Source organism: Mesorhizobium sp. WSM4306 (assembly GCF_007003975.1).
GTDB lineage: Bacteria > Pseudomonadota > Alphaproteobacteria > Rhizobiales > Rhizobiaceae > Mesorhizobium.
In genome coordinates, this window is sequence record NZ_VFTC01000016.1 from 46,910 (window position 1) to 70,371 (window position 23,462).

At 62.7% G+C, this 23,462-nt stretch carries 22 protein-coding genes and 1 pseudogene; 5 read left to right on the forward strand and 18 right to left on the reverse strand.

All coding sequences use genetic code 11. The features are described from left to right. Positions 1 to 10 precede the first annotated feature (10 nt). Positions 11 to 1,165 carry a ceramide glucosyltransferase gene (locus FJV77_RS19190; RefSeq protein WP_142868333.1) on the reverse strand — a complete coding sequence of 385 codons (1,155 nt, stop codon included), beginning with the start codon at positions 1,163 to 1,165 and terminating at the stop codon, positions 11 to 13. A 208-nt stretch (positions 1,166 to 1,373) separates the two neighbouring features. On the opposite strand from FJV77_RS19190, the gene apaG reads away from it, so the two are divergent. Further along, entirely contained in the window at positions 1,374 to 1,766 is a 393-nt protein-coding gene (apaG, locus tag FJV77_RS19195; RefSeq protein WP_142868334.1) for a Co2+/Mg2+ efflux protein ApaG, read from the forward strand. A 177-nt stretch (positions 1,767 to 1,943) separates the two neighbouring features. Here the strand turns inward: apaG and FJV77_RS19200 are convergent, their stop codons facing one another. The 3 genes from FJV77_RS19200 to FJV77_RS19210 form a co-directional block, all read right to left on the reverse strand. Next, complete coding sequence (locus FJV77_RS19200; protein ID WP_142868335.1) at positions 1,944 to 2,978, reverse strand: Hsp33 family molecular chaperone; 1,035 nt, start codon at positions 2,976 to 2,978, stop codon at positions 1,944 to 1,946. A gap of 93 nt (positions 2,979 to 3,071) precedes the next feature. Next, positions 3,072 to 3,983, reverse strand: a complete 912-nt coding sequence (argF, locus tag FJV77_RS19205) for an ornithine carbamoyltransferase (RefSeq protein ID WP_142868336.1) — start codon at positions 3,981 to 3,983, stop codon at positions 3,072 to 3,074. 17 nt (positions 3,984 to 4,000) lie between these two features. Further along, positions 4,001 to 5,200 carry an aspartate aminotransferase family protein gene (locus tag FJV77_RS19210; RefSeq protein ID WP_142868337.1) on the reverse strand — a complete coding sequence of 400 codons (1,200 nt, stop codon included), beginning with the start codon at positions 5,198 to 5,200 and terminating at the stop codon, positions 4,001 to 4,003. A 358-nt stretch (positions 5,201 to 5,558) separates the two neighbouring features. Between FJV77_RS19210 and FJV77_RS19215 the strand changes: the two genes are divergently transcribed. After that, positions 5,559 to 6,077 (forward strand): GcrA family cell cycle regulator, encoded by a 519-nt coding sequence (locus tag FJV77_RS19215; protein WP_142868338.1) that lies wholly within the window; start codon positions 5,559 to 5,561, stop codon positions 6,075 to 6,077. Between the two features lie 162 nt (positions 6,078 to 6,239). Here the strand turns inward: FJV77_RS19215 and FJV77_RS19220 are convergent, their stop codons facing one another. The 3 genes from FJV77_RS19220 to FJV77_RS19230 form a co-directional block, all read right to left on the reverse strand. After that, positions 6,240 to 7,247 (reverse strand): magnesium and cobalt transport protein CorA, encoded by a 1,008-nt coding sequence (locus FJV77_RS19220; protein ID WP_142868339.1) that lies wholly within the window; start codon positions 7,245 to 7,247, stop codon positions 6,240 to 6,242. A 94-nt stretch (positions 7,248 to 7,341) separates the two neighbouring features. Further along, positions 7,342 to 8,064 (reverse strand): phosphate signaling complex protein PhoU, encoded by a 723-nt coding sequence (gene phoU, locus FJV77_RS19225; RefSeq protein ID WP_142868340.1) that lies wholly within the window; start codon positions 8,062 to 8,064, stop codon positions 7,342 to 7,344. 114 nt (positions 8,065 to 8,178) lie between these two features. Further along, complete coding sequence (locus FJV77_RS19230) at positions 8,179 to 9,444, reverse strand: ATP-binding protein (protein WP_142868341.1); 1,266 nt, start codon at positions 9,442 to 9,444, stop codon at positions 8,179 to 8,181. Positions 9,445 to 9,544: 100 nt separating this feature from the next. Here FJV77_RS19230 and ppk2 point away from each other — a divergent pair, with 100 nt between their 5' ends. After that, entirely contained in the window at positions 9,545 to 10,450 is a 906-nt protein-coding gene (ppk2, locus tag FJV77_RS19235; RefSeq protein ID WP_142868342.1) for a polyphosphate kinase 2, read from the forward strand. 260 nt (positions 10,451 to 10,710) lie between these two features. On the opposite strand, the gene FJV77_RS19245 is transcribed toward ppk2, so the two are convergent. Both FJV77_RS19245 and FJV77_RS19250 read right to left on the reverse strand, forming a co-directional pair. Continuing rightward, positions 10,711 to 11,349: a GNAT family N-acetyltransferase gene (locus FJV77_RS19245; protein WP_142868343.1), complete on the reverse strand. Its 639-nt coding sequence runs from the start codon at positions 11,347 to 11,349 to the stop codon at positions 10,711 to 10,713. Between the two features lie 411 nt (positions 11,350 to 11,760). Next, positions 11,761 to 12,492: a LuxR family transcriptional regulator gene (locus FJV77_RS19250; protein WP_142868344.1), complete on the reverse strand. Its 732-nt coding sequence runs from the start codon at positions 12,490 to 12,492 to the stop codon at positions 11,761 to 11,763. A 260-nt stretch (positions 12,493 to 12,752) separates the two neighbouring features. Between FJV77_RS19250 and FJV77_RS19255 the strand changes: the two genes are divergently transcribed. Continuing rightward, entirely contained in the window at positions 12,753 to 13,604 is an 852-nt protein-coding gene (locus tag FJV77_RS19255; protein WP_142868345.1) for a transporter substrate-binding domain-containing protein, read from the forward strand. Between the two features lie 112 nt (positions 13,605 to 13,716). Here the strand turns inward: FJV77_RS19255 and FJV77_RS19260 are convergent, their stop codons facing one another. Continuing rightward, complete coding sequence (locus tag FJV77_RS19260) at positions 13,717 to 14,130, reverse strand: tellurite resistance TerB family protein (RefSeq protein WP_142868346.1); 414 nt, start codon at positions 14,128 to 14,130, stop codon at positions 13,717 to 13,719. A gap of 157 nt (positions 14,131 to 14,287) precedes the next feature. Here FJV77_RS19260 and FJV77_RS19265 point away from each other — a divergent pair, with 157 nt between their 5' ends. Next, a complete protein-coding gene (locus FJV77_RS19265) occupies positions 14,288 to 15,937 on the forward strand; it encodes a lysine--tRNA ligase (RefSeq protein WP_142868347.1) in 1,650 nt (549 codons plus the stop codon). Here FJV77_RS19265 and FJV77_RS19270 read toward each other — a convergent pair. The 8 genes and pseudogenes from FJV77_RS19270 to FJV77_RS19305 all read right to left on the reverse strand — a co-directional run bounded on the left by FJV77_RS19270 (position 15,900) and on the right by FJV77_RS19305 (position 23,250). Further along, positions 15,900 to 16,772 (reverse strand): thermonuclease family protein, encoded by an 873-nt coding sequence (locus FJV77_RS19270; RefSeq protein WP_185970379.1) that lies wholly within the window; start codon positions 16,770 to 16,772, stop codon positions 15,900 to 15,902. The genes FJV77_RS19265 and FJV77_RS19270 overlap by 38 nt on opposite strands. Continuing rightward, positions 16,772 to 17,422, reverse strand: a complete 651-nt coding sequence (locus FJV77_RS19275; protein ID WP_142868349.1) for a helix-turn-helix transcriptional regulator — start codon at positions 17,420 to 17,422, stop codon at positions 16,772 to 16,774. Before FJV77_RS19275 ends, FJV77_RS19270 begins: the two co-directional genes overlap by 1 nt. A gap of 113 nt (positions 17,423 to 17,535) precedes the next feature. Continuing rightward, the gene (locus FJV77_RS19280; RefSeq protein WP_142868351.1) at positions 17,536 to 17,838 is read right to left on the reverse strand and encodes a hypothetical protein; all 303 of its coding nucleotides are present in this window, start codon (positions 17,836 to 17,838) and stop codon (positions 17,536 to 17,538) included. Between the two features lie 100 nt (positions 17,839 to 17,938). Further along, entirely contained in the window at positions 17,939 to 18,226 is a 288-nt protein-coding gene (locus tag FJV77_RS19285; RefSeq protein WP_348643828.1) for a hypothetical protein, read from the reverse strand. A gap of 197 nt (positions 18,227 to 18,423) precedes the next feature. After that, positions 18,424 to 18,585: pseudogene (locus tag FJV77_RS19290) on the reverse strand (thioesterase); the annotation flags it as partial. Positions 18,586 to 18,595: 10 nt separating this feature from the next. Continuing rightward, positions 18,596 to 20,815, reverse strand: coding sequence for a 3-hydroxyacyl-CoA dehydrogenase NAD-binding domain-containing protein (locus FJV77_RS19295; protein ID WP_142868352.1), 2,220 nt, complete (start codon positions 20,813 to 20,815; stop codon positions 18,596 to 18,598). A gap of 23 nt (positions 20,816 to 20,838) precedes the next feature. Further along, positions 20,839 to 22,047: an acetyl-CoA C-acetyltransferase gene (locus tag FJV77_RS19300; RefSeq protein WP_142868354.1), complete on the reverse strand. Its 1,209-nt coding sequence runs from the start codon at positions 22,045 to 22,047 to the stop codon at positions 20,839 to 20,841. A 33-nt stretch (positions 22,048 to 22,080) separates the two neighbouring features. Further along, positions 22,081 to 23,250 (reverse strand): acyl-CoA dehydrogenase family protein, encoded by a 1,170-nt coding sequence (locus tag FJV77_RS19305; protein WP_142868355.1) that lies wholly within the window; start codon positions 23,248 to 23,250, stop codon positions 22,081 to 22,083. Positions 23,251 to 23,462 lie beyond the last annotated feature (212 nt).

The window sequence follows — 23,462 nt, forward strand, 5'->3', positions numbered from 1 at the left end:
CGGGCGCCGATCAGGCGCCCGACGAGGCCTCTTCCAGTTCCGTCATCGCCTTGGTGCGGATGGTCATGGCGTTGCCGCGCCATTCGACCGCGCCGCCGAGCCAGCCGCGCGCCCAGATGGCGGGAAGCATCACATCGCGCACGATCATGGCGGTGACGATGCGCGGCGACAAATACCAGCCCTTAGCCCAGGCGAGCAGGCATTCCGGCACGTAGGCAAAGGCCAGTACACCCAAGGCCGTGGTGGGCAGGCTGACGCCGGCGCTTGCCGCCGCGACCAGCGCCAGCAGCAACGGCACCACCACGCCGGTCAGGATTTCGGGCGTGTAGAACAGCGGGAAGGTGACGCGGCGCAGCCGCGCCCAGCGCGTCTGGCGCGACCAGATCTCGGCAAAGGTGCGCTGGCCGAGCGGCTGTTCGAACGGCGAGGCAACGAGATTGACGCGCAGGCCGAGCCCATTGACCAGCTTGGTCGCGGCAGCATCTTCGGCGATCTCGGCGGCAAGCGCCTCGATGCCACCATTGGCGTCAAGCATCGGCTTGTTCCACAGCATGCTCTTGCCCTGGGCAAAGCCGAGGCCAAGGGCTTCGCCGGCATATTGCCAGCGCGCCTGCAGCGTGTTGAGGAAGGCGCATTCGACCTCGGCCCAAAAACCGTCCGGCCGCGAGCCGATCGGGGTCGAGCAGACAAGCCCGGTGTCCGGCCGCCAGGCCACCATCAGATGCTGGACATAGTCGACAGGCATCAGCACGTTTGAATCGGCCAGGATGACCCAGTTGTGCTGCGCCGCCACCCAACCCTTCACGCAATTGTTGAGCTTGGGGTTGGCGCTGACCCGGTCATCGCCGATCAGCAGTTGCGCCGGCACCTCTGGAAACCGGGCAATCGCCCGGTTTATCAGTTTGACCACCGGATCGTCGGCATGGGCAACGCAGAAGATCAGCTCGTAGCGCGGCCAGTCGAGCGAGAAGGCACGGGCAAGCGTCTCCTCAGTAAACGGTTCGACGCCGCGCGACGGCACCACGATCGACACCGGCGGCGCCTTTCTGGCCGGCGGAGCAATCTGGCGCGGCCGCTTCAGGCTGAGCGAGGCGAGCACAATGCTGGCGAGATTGGAAAGAAGCAGGAGTGTAGAAAGCAGCGCTGCTATGACTGTCAGTTCCATCGAGATCTGGTCACTCCGGGAAAAAGCGGCCACGAAGGACCGTTTTCAACAGTTCGACAGAGCGCTGAGTCGCCCGACACGGTTTGTGCACACCACCATTGTCATGTGTCACTTAAATGACATTGTTGTTCGGCACCTGCGCATGAGACCCTGATCGGGAGTAGAGCAAGAGCGCCGACAGGTCCGTTGGTGTCGTTTGGAGCAGCCTATGTACCGCGCCGTCACGCGCAACATCGAAGTGCAGGTCAGACCGTTCTATCTGGAGGATCGCTCCGATCCCCAGGAGAACCGCTATGTCTGGGGCTACCAGGTGACGATCGACAACCAGTCGGACGAGTTCGTGCAGCTTATGTCGCGCTACTGGCACATCACCGACGGCAGCGGCCGGGTCGAAGAGGTGCGCGGCGCCGGCGTCGTCGGCGACCAGCCCGAGCTCAATCCCGGCGACAGCTATCAATATACATCCGGCTGCCCGCTCTCGACACCGTCGGGCTTCATGGTCGGGCATTACACCATGCGCAACAAAAGGGGCGAGACGTTCGACATCGCCATCCCGGCGTTTTCGCTGGATCTGCCGGGAACGAGGCGGACGGTGAACTAGCGTCTTTCTCCCCGTTTACAGGGAGAAATGCCCGGCAGGGCAGTGAGGGCGCTGGCTCGTGAGATTATCTTCTACGCATGTGACGGACACTAGGCGACTATTCACCAATGGTGGCGCTGCCCCTCATCCGCCCTTCGGGCACCTTCTCCCCGTGAAACGGGGAGAAGGAAGAGGGCCCTATTGAGCCGCGCCAAACTCCGCTGGATCGAAGTCGTACTGCTTCGAGCAGAACTCGCAGGCTACGTGAATGCCGCCATCCTGGGTGCTTTCCTTGATCTCTTCGGCCGAAAAGCCTTCGAGGATGCCGCGGATCTTGTCGCGCGAGCAGGAGCACTGGTCGCCGACCGGCACGCCACCGAAGACCCGAACGCCATGTTCATGGAACAGCCGGTAAAGCAGCCGTTCGGCGCCGATGGTCGGGTCGATCAGTTCCGTCGGCTCGATGGTGCCGAGCAGCGCCACCAGTTCAAGCCATGAATTGTCGGCCGGTTCATGCGTGACGTCGCGCGGATCGCCGTCGCCGCCCGAAATGTCGGGCACGCGCATGCGCTCGGGCGACTGCGGCAGGAACTGCGCCAGGATGCCGCCGGCCCGCCACTGTTCGCGCGCACCGCCAGGGCCCGGCGTCAGAAGCTTGGCCACCGAAAGCTTGAGATCGGTCGGAATCTGCTCCGACTGGCGAAAGTAAGTGCGCGCGGCGTCTTCCAGCGTCTCGCCGTCGAGCTGGACGATCCCCTGATAGCGCTGCGTGTGCGCGCCCTGGTCGATGGTTAGCGCCAGCACGCCGCTGCCCAGCAGCGTCTGCTGCGAGGTCTCGCCTGCGGCCACCAAGGCCTCCAGCCGATCGGCGTCGAAGCGCGCATAGGCGCGCAATGCCGAGGGCGTGGAGAAGTCCGCCACCAGCATGTCGACCGGCCCGTCGGTGCGGGTCTGCAGGATGAACTTGCCTTCGAACTTCAGCGAGGTGCCGAGCAGCACCGTCAGCACGCAGGCTTCCGCAAGCAGGCGGGCGACCGGCTCGGGATAGTCGTGGCGGCCGAGGATGGCGTCGAGCATCGGCCCGAGCTGCACGGTGCGGCCGCGCACGTCGAGCGGGCCGACCTCGAAGGGCACGACGTGATCGTCGCCGGCATAGCCGAACTCGCCGAGTTTGGGGTGATGTTCAGTCACTTGATACGTTTCCAACATGACAAAGCTCCAGGGCGCGGCCATGCGGCCCGGAGGGGCACATGCGTCCAAACGCGCTTGATTTGCGTGATGCGGCGCAAATAGGCATCGCGCCGCCGCAGATCAAGCGCCTGGAGATCAAGCGCCCAAGCACCAGGCCAAAACCGCCTTCTGGGCGTGGAGCCGGTTCTCGGCCTCGTCGAAGACCACCGAATGCGGCCCGTCGATGACCTCGTCGGTGACTTCCTCACCGCGATGCGCTGGCAGGCAGTGCATGAACAGGGCATCGGGCTTGGCTTTCGCCATCAGTGCCGCATTGACCTGATAGGGCGAGAAGACATTGTGGCCGCGGGCGCGGTGTTCCTGGCCCATCGACACCCAGCAATCGGTGACGATGCAATCGGCCTGATCGACGGCTTCCTCGGGCGAGCGGGTGAAATGCAGCTTGCCGCCATTGGTCTTCGACCAGTCGATGTGCTTCTGCGCCGGCTCGCTGCCTTCCGGCACCGCGACATTGAGGTTGAAGCGGAAGCGCGCCGAGGCTTCGAGCAGCGAATGCAGCACATTGTTGCCGTCGCCAGTCCAAGCGATGGTCTTGCCGGCAACTGGACCGCGATGCTCCTCGAAGGTCATGATGTCGGCCATCAGCTGGCAGGGATGGGTGTCGTCGGTCAGCCCGTTGATGACCGGGATGGTGGCGTTCTCGGTCAGCTCCAGCAGCCGCTCATGCGACGTCGTGCGGATCATGATGGCGTCGACATAGCGCGACAGCACCTTGGCGGTGTCGGCAATGGTCTCGGAGCGGCCGAGCTGCATTTCGGTGCCGGTCAGCATGATGGTCTCGCCGCCGAGCTGGCGCATGCCGACGTCGAAGGAGACGCGCGTGCGCGTCGACGGCTTGTCGAAGATCATGGCCAGCACCTTGCCTTCGAGCGGCCTGGTGCGCTCGCCGGCCTTGAGGCGCGCCTTGCGCACGACCGCATCGTCCAGCATGAACCGCAGATCGCCTTCGGAAACGGCGGAAAGATCGGTGAAATGGCGAAGTGACATCAGGAATGGTTCCGGGGTTACTTCGCGGCGGCCGCGGTAATGGCGTCGGCCAGGCCCTTGGCGCCGGCGCGGATGCGGTCGAGCGCCTCTTTGATCTCAGCGTCGGTGACGGTAAGCGGCGGCAACAGGCGAATGACGTTGTCGCCGGCCGGCACCGCCAGCAGATGCTGGTCGCGCAGCGCCATGTTGACCTTGGTGTTGGGCATGACGCATTTCAGGCCGAGCATCAGGCCGGTGCCCCTGATGCCTTCGATGACATCGGGAAATTCGTCGGCGACAGCCGACAGGCCCTGTTTCATCAGCAATGCCTTGCGCTGGACGTCTTCCAGGAAGCCGTCTTCCAGCACCACATCGAGCACGGCGTTGCCGACCGCCATGGCCAGCGGATTGCCGCCGAAGGTGGTGCCATGCACGCCTGCCGTCATGCCGACGACAGCTTCGTCGGTGGCCAGGCACGCGCCCATCGGGAACCCACCGCCAATGCCCTTGGCGATCGCCATGATGTCGGGCGTCACGCCGGTCCATTCATGCGCGAACAGCTTGCCGGTGCGGCCGATGCCGCACTGGACCTCGTCGAAGATCAACAGCAGGCCGTGCTGGTCGCAGAGCTGCCGCAGCCGCTTCAGCGATTGCGTCGGCACCGGGCGGATGCCGCCCTCGCCCTGCACCGGCTCGATCAGGATCGCGGCGGTTTCGGGCGTGATGGCCTTCTCGGCGGCATCGATGTCGTCGAAGCCGACCTGGTCGAAACCTTCGACTTTGGGGCCGAAGCCTTCGAGATACTTGTACTGGCCGCCCGCGGCGATGGTCGCCAGCGTACGGCCATGGAAGGCGCCTTCGAAGGTGATGACGCGGAACCGCTCGGGGTGGCCCTTGACGAACTGGTAGCGCCGCGCAGTCTTGATCGCGCATTCCAAGGCCTCGGCGCCGGAATTGGTGAAGAACACCTTGTCGGCGAAGGTGGCCTCGGCCAGCCGCTCGCCCAGCCGGGTCTGTCCCGGGATCTCGTAGAGATTGGAGACGTGCCAGAGCTTGGCCGCCTGTTCAGTCAGCGCCGAGACCAGATGCGGATGGCTGTGGCCCAACGAATTGACCGCGATGCCGCCAGCAAAATCGAGATATCGCTCGCCCTTGTCGGTAATCAGCCATGTGCCTTCACCGTGGTCGAAGGCCAGGGGTGCGCGAGCAAAGGTCTCGTAAAGCGCCGAACCGCTCATTATATGCGTCTCCGGTACCGGAAAATCAAAAAAGCCGCCAAAGCGGCGGCCTTGTGCGGCTTATCGTGTTTTTCGGCCATGAAGTCAACGAAAACGTCGTGCAAAGGCGCGCGGCAAGCTCCCGACGGGACGCCGGCTCATAAGCGACCGGGCAAGTTGGGGAAAACCGAAAAAACCGATTCGTGTTGCACCTGGGACTCTTGTCACCGAGTCAACACATGAGGTAATTGTAGTCGGGAAATAACTAGATTTCGTGCGGCGGACCTAATCACCTAATATATGTGGTGTCTGCCCCGGCAAAGGTTGCCGGGTCGGGAATGGATTCCGGCTGCCGCACGCTTAGCAGGAGCGCGGTCTCATGAACTGGACTGACGAGCGGGTCGAACTTCTCAGAAAACTGTGGTCGGAGGGCTTGAGCGCAAGCCAGATCGCCGCACAACTCGGCGGGGTCAGCCGCAACGCCGTCATCGGCAAGGTGCATCGGCTGAAGCTATCGGGCCGCGGACGCTCGACCGCAACGCCGGCGCGCCAGAAGAAGACGGCCCAGGGTTCTTCTATTCAGAAGTCAGTGTCGCGCGCTGCAACCACGCAGCGCCATGTCACCACCTCAATCGGCGCGACCGCGTTGCAGACACAGTTCGACGCCGAGCCGGTGGCTCGCCACTACATCCGCCCGGTCGAGAACGTCGTCGTGCCGATCTCGCGGCATCTGCAGCTCACCGACCTCACCGAGCGCACCTGCAAATGGCCGAATGGCGATCCGCTGTCGGACGATTTCAACTTCTGCGGCAACGAAGCCGCCGAAACCGGCCCCTATTGCAAGTATCACGCAAGGGTGGCGTTCCAGCCGGCTTCAGAGCGGCGCAGGAGCAGGTGAGCGAATAGCGAATAGCGAATAGCGAATAGCGAATAGCGAATAGCGAATAGCGAATAGCGAATAGCGAATAGCGAATAGAAACGGCTTGGCTTCCGCGACGAGGGCAAGCCGTTTTTGGCTTTATCTCTCTACTCTCTATTCGCTATTCGCTATTCGCTCTCTTCACAGCCAGCCATTCTTGCGAAACCGCCAGTACAAAAACAAGCAGATGCAGGCGATCGCGGTCAGCACTACCGGGTAGCCGTATTCCATCTTCAGTTCCGGCATGTCATCGAAATTCATGCCGTATATGCCGGCGAACGCCGTCGGCACCGCCAGTATGGCGGCCCATGACGCCAGCTTCTTGGTATTCGCCGTTTCCTGGCTCTGGCCAACCAGCAGACTGGCTTCGAAGGCGAAGGCCAGAACCTCGCGCAGACTGTCGATTTTTTCCTGGACGGTGCGGATGTGGTCGGTCACATCGCGAAACAGCGGGTGCATGGCGCTATGGATCTGCGGCAGGTCGGCGCTGGTCAACCGACGGCAGACCTCGACCAAGGGAAGTGCGGCATTGCGCAGGCGCAACAGGTCGCGGCGCAGCATATAGAGCCGCTCTATGTCGGGACCGGTCATCGGCTTCAGCAGAATCTTGTCCTCGATCGCCTCGACCTCGTCCTCGATCTGCTCGAGCACCGGCATGTAATTGTCGACGATGAAGTCGAGAATGGCGTAGAGGACGAAGTCCTCGCCCTTGGCCAGCGAGTGCGGGCAGCTTTCCCAGTGCTGGCGGACGGCTGCATAGGAGGTCGAAGGACCATGCCGGACGCTGACGATATAGCCTGAGCCGACGAACAGGTGCGTTTCGCCGAAGGTGACGCGGCCGTCGATCAGCTGGGCGGTGCGGGCGACGATGAACAGGGCATCGCCATACTGCTCGATCTTGGGCCGCTGGTGCGGATGCTCGGCGTCCTCGATCGCCAGCTCATGCAGATGGAACTGCGCCTTGACGCGCAGCAACAGCTCGCGGTCGGGTTCGAGCAACCCGATCCAGACGACATGTCCCGATTTCTTCGCCCATTCGCCGGCCTCTTCGATCGGGATGTCGGCTATGCGCTTGCCGGCGGTGTAGACGCTCGACGCGATGATGCCGGACGATGCCGGCGCCGGCTTGAACTCTCGGACATATTCCATCGCAGCCTCCGAACGCAGAACCTTCAATAGGCCTGAGAAGCTTAACGCTGCGATAGTTTAGCGCAATATGATTAAGCGTTCGAGGGGCGCGCGATCACTTCACCGGCAGCGCCGGAAGCGCAACCTTGTCGGTCTTGTCGCCTTTGGGACGCTCGGCCGGCAGCTGGTCGCCGGTGACGATGTAATAGATGGTCTCGGCGATGTTGGTGGCGTGATCGCCGATGCGCTCGATGTTCTTGGCGCAGAACAGCAAATGCGTGCACGGCGTGATGTTGCGCGGATCTTCCATCATGTAGGTCAGGAGCTCGCGAAACAGCGAGGTGTACATGGCGTCGATCTGGTCGTCGCGATCGCGCACGAAGCCTATTCTGTCGACCGAACGCGATGCATAGACGTCGAGCACCTCCTTCAACTGGGTCAGCGCCAGATCGGCCAGCGCCTCAAGGCCGCGAAACAGGCTGGTCGGCTGGCGGCCGTCGATGACGCTCACCACTCGCTTGGCGACATTCTTGCCGAGGTCGCCGATTCGTTCGAGGTCGGCGGAAATACGGATCGCGCCGACAATCTCGCGCAGATCCGTCGCCATCGGCTGGCGTTTGGCGATGATCACTATGGCCTTGTCGTCGATTTCGCGCTGGCCCTCATCAAGGACAATGTCGTCGCGGATGACCTTCTGGGCGAGGCCGGGATCGGCATTGACCAGTGCCTGGATCGCCTGCTCGACCATGCGCTCGGCGTGTCCGCCCATCGCAGCGATGCGTTTCGACAGGTATTTCAGCTCTTCGTCATAGGCGCTGACGATGTGTACGGACTGCATGGATGAAATGCCTTCCTGGAATCCTTGGCCTTTGAGTCGTTTCCTCGAATCCTGTGCTGATACGCTAGCCGGATGACAGAAAGAAGAAACAGGCAGTTAGCAAATAGTACTGCCTCAGCGCGCTGGCAAATGGACCGTGAACGCCGCGCCCTTGCCGACTTCCGACTTGATCGAAAGTCTGGCGTTGTGACGCGTCAGTATGTGCTTGACGATGGACAGGCCGAGGCCGGTCCCTTTCTGGGTGCGGCTGCTCTCGACGTCGATGCGATAGAAGCGCTCGGTGATGCGCGGAATGTGCTCTTCGGGAATGCCTGGACCGTAGTCCCTGATGGTGACGTCGATGCCCGGTTCGGGACCGGCCTCGCCGCGCGCAATCGACACCGTAACACGTCCGCCCGGCTGGCCGTATTTGCAGGCGTTTTCCACCAGATTCTCGAAAACCTGGAACAGCTCATCGCGGTCTCCGGGCACGTCGAGCGGCCCTTCGGCATAGTCGCGCTCGATGACGACGCTGTTCTCCCTGGCGAGCGGCCCTAGCGAGTCGATGACGCTGTCGATGGTCTGGCGCAGATCGACCTCGGTTCCCGGCTTCAGATAGGGCTTCATTTCCAGCCGCGACAACGACAGAAGGTCATCGATCAGGCGCGCCATGCGGCCGGTCTGGTTCTGCATGATCTGCAGGAACTGCTCGCGCGCCGCCGGATCGTTGCGGGCCGGGCCGCGCAACGTCTCGATGAAGCCCGAGATCGAGGCAAGAGGAGTGCGCAACTCATGGCTGGCATTGGCGATGAAGTCGGCGCGCATGCGGTCGATGCGGCGCGTCTCGCTCTGGTCCTTGAACACCAGCACAAAGAGATCGGTGGCGTGGCCGACCGAGGACGCACTGACCCGGTAGGCCCGTTCCACCGGCAGTTTCTCGGTGTAGTCGACGGCATCGGAGGCGACCGTCCCCGACAGCACGCTGTCCAGCAGCGCCTGCATCTCAGGGGCGCGGAATTTCAACGACAACGACATGCCGGGCGCGATCCCGCCAAAGGCGGCGAAGGCGGCGGCGTTGGCATGGACGATGGTGGCGGTGCGGTCGAAAATGATCAGAGGGTCTGCAACTGCGGCCGCAAGATATTCGCCGGAAAGCCGCTGCAGCCCGCTCGCCTCGATCGCGGCATCGCTTTGGATGAACTGGCTTGCGCCGCCGGTCGGCAGCATCGCGGCAGCGATCAGTACTACGCAGGCGACCAGAACGACATAAACGGACATGCCAGCGAAAGCATAGACGGCCGCGATCGCAACGACGCCGGCCGCGAGCAGCCAGCGGCCGTTCCACACCCTGGCCCTTAGCGCCTGCGCCGTGGTTATCCGCTCTGCGCCGGTGTCAGCCATTCGCGCGTCCTGCACCTTGCGCCGGCCGAATGAAACTTCCGCTGGACCGGCTTTAAGGCCCCCCATAGCATGAGTCCGCAAGCTGCAAAGGTTCGTCTCGATGAAAAAAGCCAAGGAAAGTCCTGCCGCGGAGCCGGCAAAGGGTCCGCTGAAGATCAGGATCGACGGCAAGGAGCGGGAGTTCGATATCGAGAATCCCGAGCTTCCGACCTGGATCGAGGACAACAAGCTGACCGCCGGCGGCTATCCCTACGACAAGAAAATGAAGGCCGAGGAGTATGACGAGACGCTAGAGCGGCTGCAGATCGAGCTGGTCAAGGCGCAGGCATGGCTCCAGGCGACCGGCAAGCGGGTGATGTCGCTGTTCGAAGGGCGCGATGCCGCCGGCAAGGGCGGCACCATCTTCGTGCTGCGCCAGTATCTCAATCCTCGGACCGCGCGCAATGTGGCGCTGACCAAGCCGACGCCGACCGAAGTCGGGCAGTGGTACTTCCAGCGCTATGTCGACCATTTCCCGACGTCGGGCGAGTTCGTCACCTTCGACCGCTCCTGGTACAATCGCGGCGGTGTCGAGCCGGTGATGGGCTTCTGCACGCCGGAACAGCACGAGAAATTCCTCGACGAGACGCCGCATTTCGAGCGGATGATCTCCAACGAGGGCATCTATTTCTTCAAATTCTGGCTGAACATCGGCCGCGAAACCCAGCTCGAACGGTTTCACGACCGCCGCTGGTCTCCGCTGAAGAACTGGAAGTTCTCGCCGATCGACATTGCCGGCATCACCAAATGGGATGACTACACCAAGGCCCGCGACCAGATGGTCGACCACACGCACAAGGAATTTGCGCCCTGGATCGTCGTGCGGGCGAACGACAAGCGGCGCGCGCGGCTGGCCGTCATGCGGCGCATCCTGTTGTCGTTGCCTTATGATGGGCGTGATCTCGACGCCATCGGCAAGGAAGACAAGAAGATTATCGGCGAAGGGCCGTCATTCCTCGAGAAGTAGACGCGGGCAAAACAGAGCCCACCCCTGATACAGGGATGGGTTCTGTTTTATTGTTTGCCACGACTATGCTGCCGTCATGCCGCCAGGCGAGGGATCCGCTGCAGCCGCTTCAGCGCGGTGTCGTCCTGCAGCGCCTGCTGGAACAGCGTGATCTCATGATCGATACGGTCGCACAGCACGTCCGTATCGCCCTTTGCGCGCTTCTGCAGAAGTGCGGCAACCAGCTTTTAGCCAGCTGCCTCGCCCTGCCTTCTCCGATCTCACGACGCCTGCCGCATGCCGAGCATGTCGGGCGTGCCTCTGGCCAGCACCGGGGCGTGATGGTTGCGGCGCGAGCGCACGACATCGAGCGTGTGTTCGTTGAAGGTCAGCAAGGTGGCGACGACCTGCTGGGTGCCATAGGTGTGCTGATAACCGAGCGGCGTCGCCAGGAAGTGCAACTGCAGCGTCCGCAGCACCCACACCGGCTCGACCTCGATAATGACCTGATTGATATTGCGTGCGAGACCCCATTCGACGAAGCCGGCGATCAGCTCGGTTCCGACCGTAGACACGCCGCGCTTGCCATCGCGAAAGCCTGGCGCCACCGCGTAGCGGGTGAGCTCCCAGACATTCGGTCCCGAAGGGCGGTTTCCCTCGCAGAGTTCCGGCATCACATCGCTCAGGAGATGCGGCCGCGTGGTCGGCAGCATGCGCAGATAGCCGGCAAGCTCGCCATGGCGGATGATGAGGTGATGCTCGGCCTCATCATGGTCGAATTGATCGATTTCGAGGCCGTTCGGGCGGGCGAGATCGGTCCACTGCATCTCTTCGACGAAGACTTTGTAACGCAGGCGATGGACCGCCTCCCACAGGTCGGGTCGCTCCATCAATTGTTGAGTGGTGAGGGAAAATAGCATTAGCCGTCTCCTGGGCTTAAGAGGAAGATACGGCCGGGCTTTCCCGAAAAAATTGCGCGAAGGTGTTGGCAAGGATTTCTAGGCTGCCTAGCCGACATGGCTAATATAGCTGCGCCCAGTCGCCTCCGCGACGGCTTGCGCCCTGCTGTGGGCGCCGAGTCTGCTTTTGGCGTTAAGAAAGTATTATTTTCATGTCGCGCAAAAGCGGCCTTGGTTTTGCGACAACGACATGCGTTAGCCGTCTTAAGAGGGCGATAGGATCGGTCTTTCCTGAAGATATTGAGTCAACGAGGCAGCCGACAATTTTCGGAGCCGTCAGAAAGCTGAAGCACGTCGAGCGAAAACAGATTCTCACAACGCGCTTCAGGTCTTTGTTTGACGCATGTCGCCGCGCAAAATCGAGGTCATTAGTCAGCTGATATAGCCGTGCCTGATTGCTTCGGCGACTGCCTGCACGCGGTTGGCGGCGCCCAGTTTGCTCTTGGCGTTGAGAAGGTGTTTCTCAGAGGTATGCTCCGAGATGCCGAGGATCTGCGAAATCTCCCACTCGGATTTGCCGACCGCCGCCCATTGCAGGCATTCGCGCTCGCGCGGCGTCAATTCAATGTGATCGATCGTTTTGCCGGCCGTCGTTTGAAGCTGCATGGCGCGGCCGATGGCATAGGTGGAGGCCAGCGAGACCATTGCGAATTCGGCGTCGGACAATTCGACCGCCTCACCGCCCAGCGAAACCAGCGCGATCTGGCCTTCGAGCGTGACCAGCGGGAAGGCGAGGCCGTCACGCAGCTTGAACTGGCGGGCGTCGCGCATCACCTCGTCGCTGCTCTTGTCGGCGGGCATGCTTTGAACGGCGTCGCGCCATTGGAATGGCGCCCGCAACAGCTTCAAATGGCTGACGACCGGATCGTGGTCGACGTAGTTGCGCGCCAGGTAACGCTCCAGCCATTCGCTGGGCCAATCGCAGAGCAGCACATGGTCCTTCGTCTGGCTGCTTGGTGTACCGGGCTGCGGCACCGTTGCGGCTATCAGGGCCGTCAATCCGAAATTCGAGGTGACACTGAGTAGCTGTTCGCAGACCGCGGCCGCCGTGCCGGCACGCTGAACCCGGTCAATATATTCAAGTGTCCGGTCAAAATAACCCATCGCAACATCTACCCCATGTTGCCTACCGCTCTTGAGACCGATGTTACGTGCCTAATCCGCACTTCGCCATCAACCCCGGATTGCAAGCCGCATGCTTGTTTTTCTAGCGCAGCGACCGCTTGCCCTCGGACCGAATCTGCGCGGCTATTTGCAACCTCACTAAAGCATAACCTGAAACTTGCCCTTTGAAATCAAAAACAATTGTGCTTGCGCCGTTTTTCGTATCAAAAGCCAACGGCCAAGACGGGCGGAGTTCTTTCGTGACATCTCGCTGGATAGCCATCGCCTTGCTGTCGCTGCTGGTCGGAGCGCAGCCTTTTGCCGGCGTCGCACGGGCGACGGAACCGCAGGTGCCGGTGCTTTGGGACGCCAAGGAGCGGCTGCCGAAACCGGATCTCTCGGCGCTGCCGAGGCTCAGATTCCTCACCACCACCGATTTCCCGCCCTTCAACTTTCTCGACGGCGCCGGCCGGCTGTCCGGCTTTCACATCGATCTGGCGCGGGCGATTTGCGCCGAACTCGACATCGCCGACAAATGCCAGATCCAGGCGCTGCCCTGGGCCGAGCTCGACGACGCGTTGCAGAAAGGCGAAGGCGAGGCGATCATCGCCGGGATCGCCGCGACTCCGGAAACGCGGGCGAAATACAGTTTTTCGCGCTCCTATCTGCAGTTTCCGGCGCGCTTCATCATGCCGAAAGCCAAGGCCTTCGCCGAGCCGATCCTCGACAAATTGCGCAGCAAGCGGGTCGGCGTGCTGGCCGGCTCGGCGCACGAAAAAATGCTGCGCGATTATTTCGGCACAGTGCAGATCGTCCCCTTCAACAGCCCTGAAGACCTCTACACCGATTTGAAAAGCAGCAAGATCGACGCCGCCTTCGGCGACGGCATGCGTTTTTCCTTCTGGCTGGGCGGCACGGACGCGGCAGGCTGCTGCCGCTTCGCCGGTGGCCCTTATCTCGCGCCGGAATATTTGGGGTCCGGCATGACCATTGCCACAAGGGCCGGCGACCCGGCGCTGGCTGCGGCCATGGACTACGCATTGCAGGAAATCTCGGTGAAGGGCACGTTCGCCGAATTCTATCTACGCTATTTCCCGGTCAGTTTCTTCTGATCCGGTCCCGGTCAGCTTTTTCTAGGGACTGCCGATATTAAGGTGATGCCGGCCTGCGAACGGCTCGACCCGCCCTGACCTGAATCTCAACAGCCCCCTACCGGCGAGACTTTCAGGTCAATGTCCGCAGCCGGGCCTTCGCGCCGCGGGCGATGGCTGCGACGGTCAGCGTGTCGAGATCGAGCTGGCGGCGGATCAACTGCAGCACCCGCAATTCCTCCATGCGCATTTCGAGATCGACGGCGGCAACCTCGAAGGCGGCGGCATAGGCGGTGTCGTGCAGCCGCTCGGGCAAGGCCTCGCCAACACGCTCGAGAACGCCTTCCAGCCCATCCTTTTCAAGCAGCATCTTCTGGCAATCCTGGGCGATGGCAATCAGCCTGTCCTGCCTGAAATCCTCGAACACCGGCCATGTGCGCACGACGTCGCCGATGCGCGCCAGTTCGATATCGGTCATGTCGCGATCGGAAGCCGAGGTGATGACCATCAGGTAGATCAGGGCTTCATGCGTGGACAGCAACGGCATTCAAAACTCCTTGATGTTGGGTTTCGAAGGTAGGAAGGCGGTATCAGTGCCGCAAGGAAAAACCGCCGCGCGCGTTGACGCCCAAGGCGTGCACGCCTAGAGACCGGTTGAAAACTCCGATCCGGCGATGCCGGTGCATGATTTGGAAGACAGCGACATGACGGGATCAAACATCGTCGATCTCAATCCCGAGATGCTTGCGGCAGCGACCGAAAGCAAGGCCTGGCCGTTCGAGGAAGCCAAAAAGATCATCGAGCGCTACAAAGGCGTCGACTTTCCCGAGACCGTGTTGTTCGAGACCGGCTACGGGCCGTCGGGCCTGCCGCATATTGGCACTTTCGGCGAGGTCGCCCGCACCTCGATGGTGCGCCACGCCTTCCATGTGCTGACCGGAAACAAGGTCAAGACCAAGCTTCTGTGCTTCTCCGACGACATGGATGGCATGCGCAAGATCCCCGACAATGTGCCGGATCGCGCCGCACTCGAGCCGTACCTGCACATGCCGCTGTCGTCGGTGCCTAATCCGTTCGGCGGCGACTATGCGAGCTTTGCCGACCATAACAACGCAATGCTGTGCCGGTTCCTCGATACGTTCGGCTTCGACTACGAGTTCGCCAGCGCGACGCAGTACTACAAGGCCGGCCGCTTCGATGCGATGCTGCTGCGCGCCGCCGAGCGTTATGACCAGATCATGGCGGTGATGCTGCCGACGCTCGGGCCGGAGCGCCAGGCGACCTACAGCCCGTTCCTGCCGATCTCGCCGAAAAGCGGCCGCGTGCTCTACGTGCCTATGAAGCATGTCGACGCCAAGGCCGGCATCATCACCTTCGACGATGAGGGCACCGAGACCACGCTCTCGGTGACCGGCGGCAGGGTCAAGCTGCAGTGGAAGCCGGATTTCGGCATGCGTTGGGCAGCGCTCGGCGTCGATTTCGAAATGTTCGGCAAGGACCACCAGACCAATGCGGTGGTCTACGACCGCATCTGCAACATTCTCGGCGGACGCGCGCCGGAGCATTTCGTCTACGAGCTGTTCCTCGACGAGAACGGCCAGAAGATCTCGAAGTCGAAGGGCAACGGGCTGACCATCGATGAATGGCTGCGCTATGCGCCGACCGAAAGCCTCGGCCTGTACATGTACCAGCGGCCCAGGCAGGCGAAAAAACTCTATTTCGACGTCATCCCGAGGGCCGTGGACGAGTACTACACCTTCCTCGGCGCCTATCCGCGCCAGGACTGGAAGGAGCGGCTGGGCAATCCGGTCTGGCATATGCATGACGGCAAGCCGCCTGCGATCGACCTGCCGGTGCCGTTCTCGCTGCTGCTCAATCTGGTCAGCGCCTCCAACGCGCAGAACAAGGATGTGCTGTGGGGCTTCATCTCGCGCCATACGTCCGGCGTGACCCCGGCAACGCATCCCGAGCTCGACCAGCTGGTCGGCTTCGCCATCCGCTATTTCGACGATTTCGTGAAGCCGACGAAGACGTTCCGGCCGGCCGACGACGTCGAACGCACGGCGCTTGAAGCTCTTGGCAACGCGCTTGCTGGCCTGCCGGCCGGCGCGGACGGCGAAGCGATTCAGAACGCTTCGCTCAACGTCGCGCGCAAGATCGAACGCTATCAAGATCATTCCAAGCAGAGTCCGGACGGCGGTCCCGGCGTTTCCGGCGCCTTCTTCCAGATGATCTACCAGGTGCTGATCGGCCAGGAACGTGGCCCGCGCTTCGGCTCGTTCGCGGCGCTTTACGGCATCGCCGAGACGCGCGCCCTCATTGAGCGGGCGCTGGCTGGTCAGCTGGCGGCGTAGCACCCGTCCCGGCCGGCGGCGTGTCTGTCGCCGGGGCATCGAGGATCGGTTGCGATGCCGTCGGTGCGGCAACCGGCGTTGGCGCCGGTGGCAAGCCGCCAAGATCGGGCGCGGCGCCGAAGATGCCCTTTTTGGCAGTGCGCGCCTTGTCGCCCGCTTCGACATAGGGGCCGCCGGCCACCGCGCGCGCCCAGCCGTTTTCGACCAGCCACTGGCCGACATCCTGCTTACCGATGCGGCATTCGGCGGCGATCAGGTTGCGGCCGGCCTCCGGCGGCACCTTGCACGCCACGGCCCGGCCGCGCAGGAAAGACCGAAACGCGGTGCGCGCGCGAACACCGCAAGCCCAGGACTTGCCGTCCTCGGTGCAGGTCTCGTCCTCCCTGACGATGTCGATGCCGGAAACCGCAACGGAATAACCATTGGCCTCGATCAGGCCGGCGGCGGATGCGACCGGCTGGAACAGTTTTGTCCCGCCCCAGTCGTCGACTGCTTTGGGCCGGCGCGGCTTGGGCGGTCCGGCCAGCGCCAGATCGCTCAGCGGCGCGCGTGGCTCGACGCGTTCGAACTCCTCTGCCGGCAGCGGGGGCGGCGCGATGGCCTCGGGATCGATCGTTCTTGAATGCACCGGAGGCGAAGGCACGGGAGGCTCGGCGGGCTGTATCTGGGGGATGGCCGACGTTGCCGGCTCCTCGGGCACGGCGTCAGCGCCCGGATCGATCTGGTCGACGACGACGCTGTTCTGCTCGGGCTGCAGGACGCGGCCGCCGGCGACAACCAGGGCCACCATTGCCGGGACCGCCAGCACGGCCAGGGCCAGTTGCAGCAGCCGCACTACTGGCTCGCCCAGACGATCCGCGCCACCCATTCGACATCGCGCATGGAGATGTCGCGGTCCGGGTGGTCGGGATTGAGCGAGATCAGCACGATCGATTTCGTCGTCTGACGGTCGAGCACCTTGGCCATGACCTCCCCGGCATTGGTCTTGACGACGACGCGGTCGCCCTTGCGGGTAGCGGCGCCCGGCTCGACGATCAGCACATCGCCATTGCGGTAGAGCGGCAGCATGGAATCGCCCTGCACCTTCAGCGCATAGGAGGTTTCCGTCGCCCGCGCCGGAAGCTCGACCAGATCCCAGCCCTGGCCGGAGGGATAGCCGGCATCGTCGAAGAATCCGCCGGCCCCGGCCTGGGCAAAGCCAAGCAGCGGCACCGCTGAACGTTGCGCTGTCGTGGCGCCTGAAGCGTCCCTGGCGCGGCCTTCGACCAACCCGGTGAATTCGTCGAGCGAGGCGCCCGTCGCCTCGATGATCTTGGCCAGCGATTCGGTCGAGGGCCACCGCGGCCGCCCATCCGAGGACAGCCGCTTGGACTTGTTGAACGCGGTCGAATCCAGGCCGGCACGCCGGGCAAGGCCTGAGGCCGACAGCGAATAACGCTCGGCGAGAGCGTCGATGGCGGCCCAAACGCGGTCATGCGAGAGCAATTCGCTCTCCTCAAAACAGGAAAAAATACCTTTTCCTGTCTAGCGCGCATTCGCCTGATTGTCCACCGGCGGAGCTAGCGGATCATCGAGAAAGCTGAACCGAGACGGAGGGCCTATCCGATCCCGGCCAAGGCCTTCGGCAGGCCCTTTCTGAGTTCCTCGGCGTTCATGACCGGCACGAAATCCACGTCGGCATTGAACGCAAGGAAGAAGCGCTCACTAAAATAGGGCATCTCGGAACTGTCCTTGATGTCGACGAAAAGATAGGCGGTCCGCCGACCCTTGTCGGCGGTGAAATAAGCGGCTTCCGGCTTCAGCTCGGACAGGCTGTGTTCGATGAATTTCTCCATGCTGCCGTCCTTGAGCGCCTTGTTGCCTTCCACGGTCGGAACAGAAATTTTCAGCATCATGCGCATGATAATTGCTCCCTCCGTCAACAGTTTCCTTAGCGACAGCTAATTTTAACACCTGCGCGCGTTACAAAGAAGCACCCGCCCTCTGCTCCCGAAAGCGTGATCAGGCGCGCTTGGCCTCGTCGCGCAGATTCCGGTGCGAGGCCATGAACGTCCGCTCGGCATTGGTGGGCGGACGCGGTTTGGCAGAACGGCCAAGTGCCGCGACGACCTGGTCGATGTCGAGCAAGCGGCGGCCGCGACGATCGTAGACGCCGCCCGTGGTCATGATCAGCGCGGCTGTCTCGCCATTGTCGAGGACAAAGCGGTGCTTGCCGATGATCGAGGTGCCGTCCCAGGTCTCGATCGAGGACGCCACCTCGAACCGGTGCCACAGCCTTATATCGCGCACATAGGCCGCTTGCAGCCCGCCGATCCCATCGGCGCCCAGCCATGCTTCCTGGTCAAGTCGATGAAGCCGACGCGCAGGAAAATGTCGATGCGCCTGCAGCGCCGCGCGTCCTATTGGACGCGCAAAGGACGCTGTAGCACTTTGAGCTGGCGCATGATCCTTTCCGAAAATCGATTCCGATTTTCGGGGTCATGCGCGAGATCGGCCGGCATCATGTAGCGGGCATTGTTGAGATGGCTGTTGAAGTCGATGTCGGTCGGCAGGCAACGAAAGGCGAGCCGGCTTTCGTCACCCATGTGATAAGGGCCACGGCGCGACGCCGTGGCCATCATGCGCGCCAGGCGACCCCAGACATACATCCTGAGGGCGTCAGGCTGCCTTCTTCACATCGCCCTTCGCGTAGGGATCGAAGCGCTGGTAGAAGGTCTCGCCCTTCTCGGCCAGGTCGAGCAGCAGCTTGGGCGCCTTGAACTCGGCGCCGTATTTCTTCTGCAGGCCCTTGGCGATCTTGACGAACTCCTTGGCGCCGATGCCGTCGATATAGGACAGCGCGCCGCCAGTGAACGGCGCGAAGCCGAAGGCCAGGATCGAACCTACATCGGCCTCGCGCGGATCGGTGACGATGCCCTCTTCCATCACCCGCGCCGCTTCGAGCGCAATGGTGACCAGGAGGCGCCGCTGCAGCTCCTCATAGTCGACCTTCTCCGGCTTCAGCTGCGAATAGAGATCCTTCAGCCCCGGCCACAGCTTCTTCTTGGCGGGCTTTGCGGGATAGTCGTAAAAACCCTTGCCGTTCTTGCGGCCGAAGCGGCCATGGGTGTCCACCAGCGTGTTGATCAGCGCCATCTGCTTGGGATCGACGGCCTTGTCGCCGAGGTCCCTGATGGTCTGCTTCATAATCTTCTGCGCCAGATCGATCGCCGTCTCGTCGGTCAGCGCCAGCGGGCCGACCGGCATGCCGGCGGCCTTGGCGGCATTCTCGATCATCGGCGCCGGAACGCCCTCGATCAGCATCTTGTAGGCTTCCGACATGTAGCGCAGCACGCAGCGGTTGACGTAGAAGCCGCGCGTGTCGTTGACGACGATCGGCGTCTTCTTGATGGCGCGGACAAAATCGATCGCGGTGGCCAGCGCCTTGTCGCCGGTCTTCTTGCCCAGAATGATCTCGACCAGCATCATCTTGTCGACCGGCGAGAAGAAGTGGATGCCGACGAAATTCTTCGGCCGCGCCGAATTCTTGGCCAGCGCGGTGATCGGGATGGTCGAGGTGTTGGAGGCGAAGATCGCCGACGATTTCAGCACCGCTTCGGCCTGTTCGGTGGTAGCCTTCTTGACGGCCGAATCCTCGAACACCGCCTCGACGACGAGGTCACAGCCGGCGAGATCGGCATAGTCCGCCGTCGGCGTGATCAGCGACAGCAGCGTCTCCTTCTCCTCAGGCTTGACGCGGCCCTTCTTGACCTGATCCGAGATCAGGCTGTCGGAATGCGCCTTGCCCTTTTCGGCCGACGCCATGTCGCGGTCGAGCAGCACGACCTGGATGCCAGCCTTGGCGGTGACAAAGGCGATGCCGGCGCCCATGAAGCCGGCGCCGAGAATGCCGACCTTCTTGAACCTGGTTTCCGGCACGCCGGCCGGGCGGCGGGCGCCCTTGTTGAGCTCCTGCAGCGAGACGAACAGCGAGCGGATCATCGCTGCCGCTTCCTTCGACTGCATGATTTCGGTGAAATAGCGCTGTTCGATCCGCAGACCGGTGTCGAACGGCACCAGCAGGCCCTCATAGACGCATTTCAGGATGGCCGCGGCGGCCGGATAATTGCCATAGGTTTCGCGGCGCAGGATGGCGATGGCCGGCGGCCACAGATTGAAGCCGGCGGGCGAATAGATCTGGCCCCCGGGCAGCTTGAAGCCCTTCTCGTCCCAAGGCTGGACGGCTTTCAGGCCGTTCTTGATCATTGCTTTGGCAGTGTCGATCAGTTTGCTCGGCTCGGCGACCTCGTGGACCAGGCCCATGGCCTTGGCCTTCTGCGCCGACAGGTTCTGGCCCGTGGTCAGCATCTGCAGCGCCTGCTGCTGGTCGGTCAGCCGCGGCACGCGCTGGGTGCCGCCGGCGCCGGGGAAGATGCCGACCTTGACTTCCGGCAAGGCCATCTTGACCTTATCGCTATCGGCTGCAACACGGCCGTGGCAGGCAAGCGACAGTTCGAAGGCGCCGCCCATGCAGGTGCCGTTGATGGCCGAAACCCAGGGCTTGCCCGAGGTTTCGAGCTTGCGCCAAAGCGCGCCCATACGGCCGGCATTGTCGAACAGAAGCTTCGCCGCCTTCTCCGGGTCCTTGCCTTTCTCCTTGGCGAAAACCGTCAGCATCTTCTGCAGCATGGTGAGGTCGGCGCCGCCGGAGAAGCTGTCCTTGCCCGAGGTGATCACCGCACCCTTGATGCCAGCGTCGGCCACCACCTGGTCGATGATCTTGTCGAGCTCGTTCATCACCTCTTCGGTAAAGACGTTCATCGACCGGTCCGGCATGTTCCAGGTGACCAGCGCAATGCCGTCTGCGTCGGTGTCGACCGTGAAGTTCGTGTAGGTCATGTCTCTCTCCTTCCGGCCGAAAATCAGACGCGTTCGATGATCGTTGCGGTGCCCATGCCAGCGCCGATGCAGAGCGTCACCAGAGCGGTGTTGAGGTCGCGACGCTCCAGCTCGTCGAGCACCGTGCCCAGGATCATCGCGCCGGTGGCGCCGAGCGGATGGCCCATGGCAATGGCGCCGCCATTGACGTTGATCTTGTCGTGCGGGATGTCGAAGGCCTGCATGTAGCGCAGCACCACCGACGCGAAGGCCTCGTTGAGCTCGAACAGATCGATGTCCGACAGCTTCATCTTGGCGCGCTTCAACAGCTTCTCGGTGACGTCGACCGGACCGGTCAGCATCAGCACCGGCTCGGAGCCGATATTGGCGAAGGCGCGGATGCGGGCGCGTGGCTTGAGACCCATTGTCTTGCCAGCCTTCTTCGAGCCGAGCAGCACGGCGGCCGCACCGTCGACGATGCCGGACGAGTTGCCGGCGTGGTGGACGTGGTTGACCTCTTCGACTTCCGGATGCTTCTGCACCGCAACCGCGTCGAAGCCGCCCATTTCGCCCGGCATGACGAAGGATGGGTTGAGCGAGGCCAGCGACTGCATGTCGGTCGACGGCCGCATATGCTCGTCATGGTCGAGGATGGTCAGCCCATTCTGGTCCTTGATCGGGATGACCGAATTGTTGAAGCGGCCATCGGCCCAGGCCTTGCCCGCGCGCTTCTGGCTCTCGACCGCATAGGCGTCGACGTCGTCTCGCGAAAAACCGTATTTGGTGGCGATCAGGTCGGCCGAAATACCCTGCGGCACGAACCAGCCGGGCAGGCCGACGGAGGGGTCCATGAACCAGGCGCCGCCGGAGGCGCCCATGCCGACGCGCGACATCGATTCGACGCCGCCGGCAATGACGATCTCGTCCGCCCCTTGCGCAATCTTGGCGGCACCGAAATTGATGGCGTCGAGGCCCGAGGCGCAGAAGCGCGATATCTGCATGCCCGGCGCCCTGTTGTCGTAGCCGGCCTCGAAGGCGGCGGCACGCGGAATGACCGAGCCGGCCTCGCCGACCGGATCGACGCAGCCGAAGATGATGTCGTCGACAGTGCCGGTGTCGAGCCCGTTGCGGTCGCGCAGCGCTTCAAGCGTCTTTGCAGCAAGCCGCACCGCCGGCACTTCGTGCAGCGAGCCATCCTTCTTGCCCTTGCCGCGCGGCGTGCGCACGGCGTCATAGACATAAGCTTCGGCCATTTTCTTGCTCCTTGGGTTTGCCGGTCGTGGCTCTCAGAGAGAGCGGCCAATCAGCAATTTCATGATCTCGTTGGTGCCGCCGTAGATGCGCTGGACGCGGGCGTCGCGGAACATGCGGGCGATCGGATATTCATTCATGTAGCCATAGCCACCATGCAATTGAAGGCATTCGTCGACGACTTTTCCCTGCAGGTCCGAGAGCCAGTACTTGGCCATAGAGGCGGTGACAGGGTCGAGGCCGCCATTGATATGGCGGCTGACGCAATCATTGTAGAAGACGCGGCCGATGGTGGCCTCGGTCTTCAGCTCGGCCAGCTTGAACTGGGTGTTCTGGAACTCGATGATCGCCTTGCCGAAGGCCTTACGATCCTTGACGTAGTCGATTGTCAGCGCCAGCGCGCGCTCGATCATGGCAATGGCGCCGGTGCCGATCTGCAGGCGTTCCTGCGGCAATTGCTGCATCAGCTGGATGAAGCCTTGTCCCTCTTCATGACCGAGCAGGTTGGAGGTCGGCACGCGCATATCGTTGAAGAACAATTCGGACGTGTCGTTGGCCTTCAAGCCGATCTTGTCGAGGTTGCGGCCGCGCTGAAAACCTTCGACCTCGTCGGTCTCGACGACGATCAGCGAGGTGCCCTTGGCGCCCTTGGCCGGATCGGTCTTGGTGACGACGATGATAAGATTGGCGAGCTGGCCGTTGGTGATAAAGGTCTTGGAGCCATTGATCTTGTACTGGTTGCCGTCCTTCTCGGCTCGCGTCTTGACACCTTGCAGGTCGGAGCCGGCGCCCGGTTCGGTCATGGCGATGGCGCCGATCAGCTCGCCGGTCGCCAGCTTCGGCAGCCACTTCTTCTTCTGCTCTTCCGAGCCGTAGTGCAGGATGTAAGGGGCGACGATCGCATTGTGCAGGCCGATGCCGAAACCGTCGACGCCGACATGGCCGATGGCCTCGATGATGGCGCTCTCGTGTGCGAAGGTGCCGCCGGAGCCGCCATACTCCTCCGGCATCGAGGCGCAGAGCAGGCCGGCGGCACCCGCCTTGCGCCAGCTTTCGCGGTCGACCATCTCGTTCTTCTCGAACTCGTCGTAGCGCGGTGCGATCTCTTCCGACATGAAGCGATGCGCCATGTCGTAAAGCATGCCGACCTCGTCCGCCGCCCAGGCGGGCTTCGGCAAAGAGAGCACTTCGGCTGGATTTGTCATGCTATTTCCTCCCCGGCGCCGACGTTCCCCTCCCCCTCGAGGGGAGGGTGGCCGCGCAGCGGCCGGGTGGGGTCGCCGATGACGTGCTCGACTTTATCCTTGAACAGTTGAGGCCCATGCATTTGCGATCTTCCTCCTGCCAGCGCTCCCAAGGAGGCCAGCGCACTTCACGCAGGACCCCTCCCGGCCCTTCGGGCCACCCTCCCCTCGAG

What these genes read in the sequence shown, in the direction of transcription:
- FJV77_RS19190 (WP_142868333.1), bottom strand. Translation starts at nt 1,165, where the DNA reads ATGGAACTGACAGTCATAGCAGCGCTGCTTTCTACACTCCTGCTTCTT.
- apaG (WP_142868334.1), top strand. Translation starts at nt 1,374, where the DNA reads ATGTACCGCGCCGTCACGCGCAACATCGAAGTGCAGGTCAGACCGTTC.
- FJV77_RS19200 (WP_142868335.1), bottom strand. Translation starts at nt 2,978, where the DNA reads ATGGCCGCGCCCTGGAGCTTTGTCATGTTGGAAACGTATCAAGTGACT.
- argF (WP_142868336.1), bottom strand. Translation starts at nt 3,983, where the DNA reads ATGTCACTTCGCCATTTCACCGATCTTTCCGCCGTTTCCGAAGGCGAT.
- FJV77_RS19210 (WP_142868337.1), bottom strand. Translation starts at nt 5,200, where the DNA reads ATGAGCGGTTCGGCGCTTTACGAGACCTTTGCTCGCGCACCCCTGGCC.
- FJV77_RS19215 (WP_142868338.1), top strand. Translation starts at nt 5,559, where the DNA reads ATGAACTGGACTGACGAGCGGGTCGAACTTCTCAGAAAACTGTGGTCG.
- FJV77_RS19220 (WP_142868339.1), bottom strand. Translation starts at nt 7,247, where the DNA reads ATGGAATATGTCCGAGAGTTCAAGCCGGCGCCGGCATCGTCCGGCATC.
- phoU (WP_142868340.1), bottom strand. Translation starts at nt 8,064, where the DNA reads ATGCAGTCCGTACACATCGTCAGCGCCTATGACGAAGAGCTGAAATAC.
- FJV77_RS19230 (WP_142868341.1), bottom strand. Translation starts at nt 9,444, where the DNA reads ATGGCTGACACCGGCGCAGAGCGGATAACCACGGCGCAGGCGCTAAGG.
- ppk2 (WP_142868342.1), top strand. Translation starts at nt 9,545, where the DNA reads ATGAAAAAAGCCAAGGAAAGTCCTGCCGCGGAGCCGGCAAAGGGTCCG.
- FJV77_RS19245 (WP_142868343.1), bottom strand. Translation starts at nt 11,349, where the DNA reads ATGCTATTTTCCCTCACCACTCAACAATTGATGGAGCGACCCGACCTG.
- FJV77_RS19250 (WP_142868344.1), bottom strand. Translation starts at nt 12,492, where the DNA reads ATGGGTTATTTTGACCGGACACTTGAATATATTGACCGGGTTCAGCGT.
- FJV77_RS19260 (WP_142868346.1), bottom strand. Translation starts at nt 14,130, where the DNA reads ATGCCGTTGCTGTCCACGCATGAAGCCCTGATCTACCTGATGGTCATC.
- FJV77_RS19265 (WP_142868347.1), top strand. Translation starts at nt 14,288, where the DNA reads ATGACGGGATCAAACATCGTCGATCTCAATCCCGAGATGCTTGCGGCA.
- FJV77_RS19280 (WP_142868351.1), bottom strand. Translation starts at nt 17,838, where the DNA reads ATGCGCATGATGCTGAAAATTTCTGTTCCGACCGTGGAAGGCAACAAG.
- FJV77_RS19295 (WP_142868352.1), bottom strand. Translation starts at nt 20,815, where the DNA reads ATGACCTACACGAACTTCACGGTCGACACCGACGCAGACGGCATTGCG.
- FJV77_RS19300 (WP_142868354.1), bottom strand. Translation starts at nt 22,047, where the DNA reads ATGGCCGAAGCTTATGTCTATGACGCCGTGCGCACGCCGCGCGGCAAG.
- FJV77_RS19305 (WP_142868355.1), bottom strand. Translation starts at nt 23,250, where the DNA reads ATGACAAATCCAGCCGAAGTGCTCTCTTTGCCGAAGCCCGCCTGGGCG.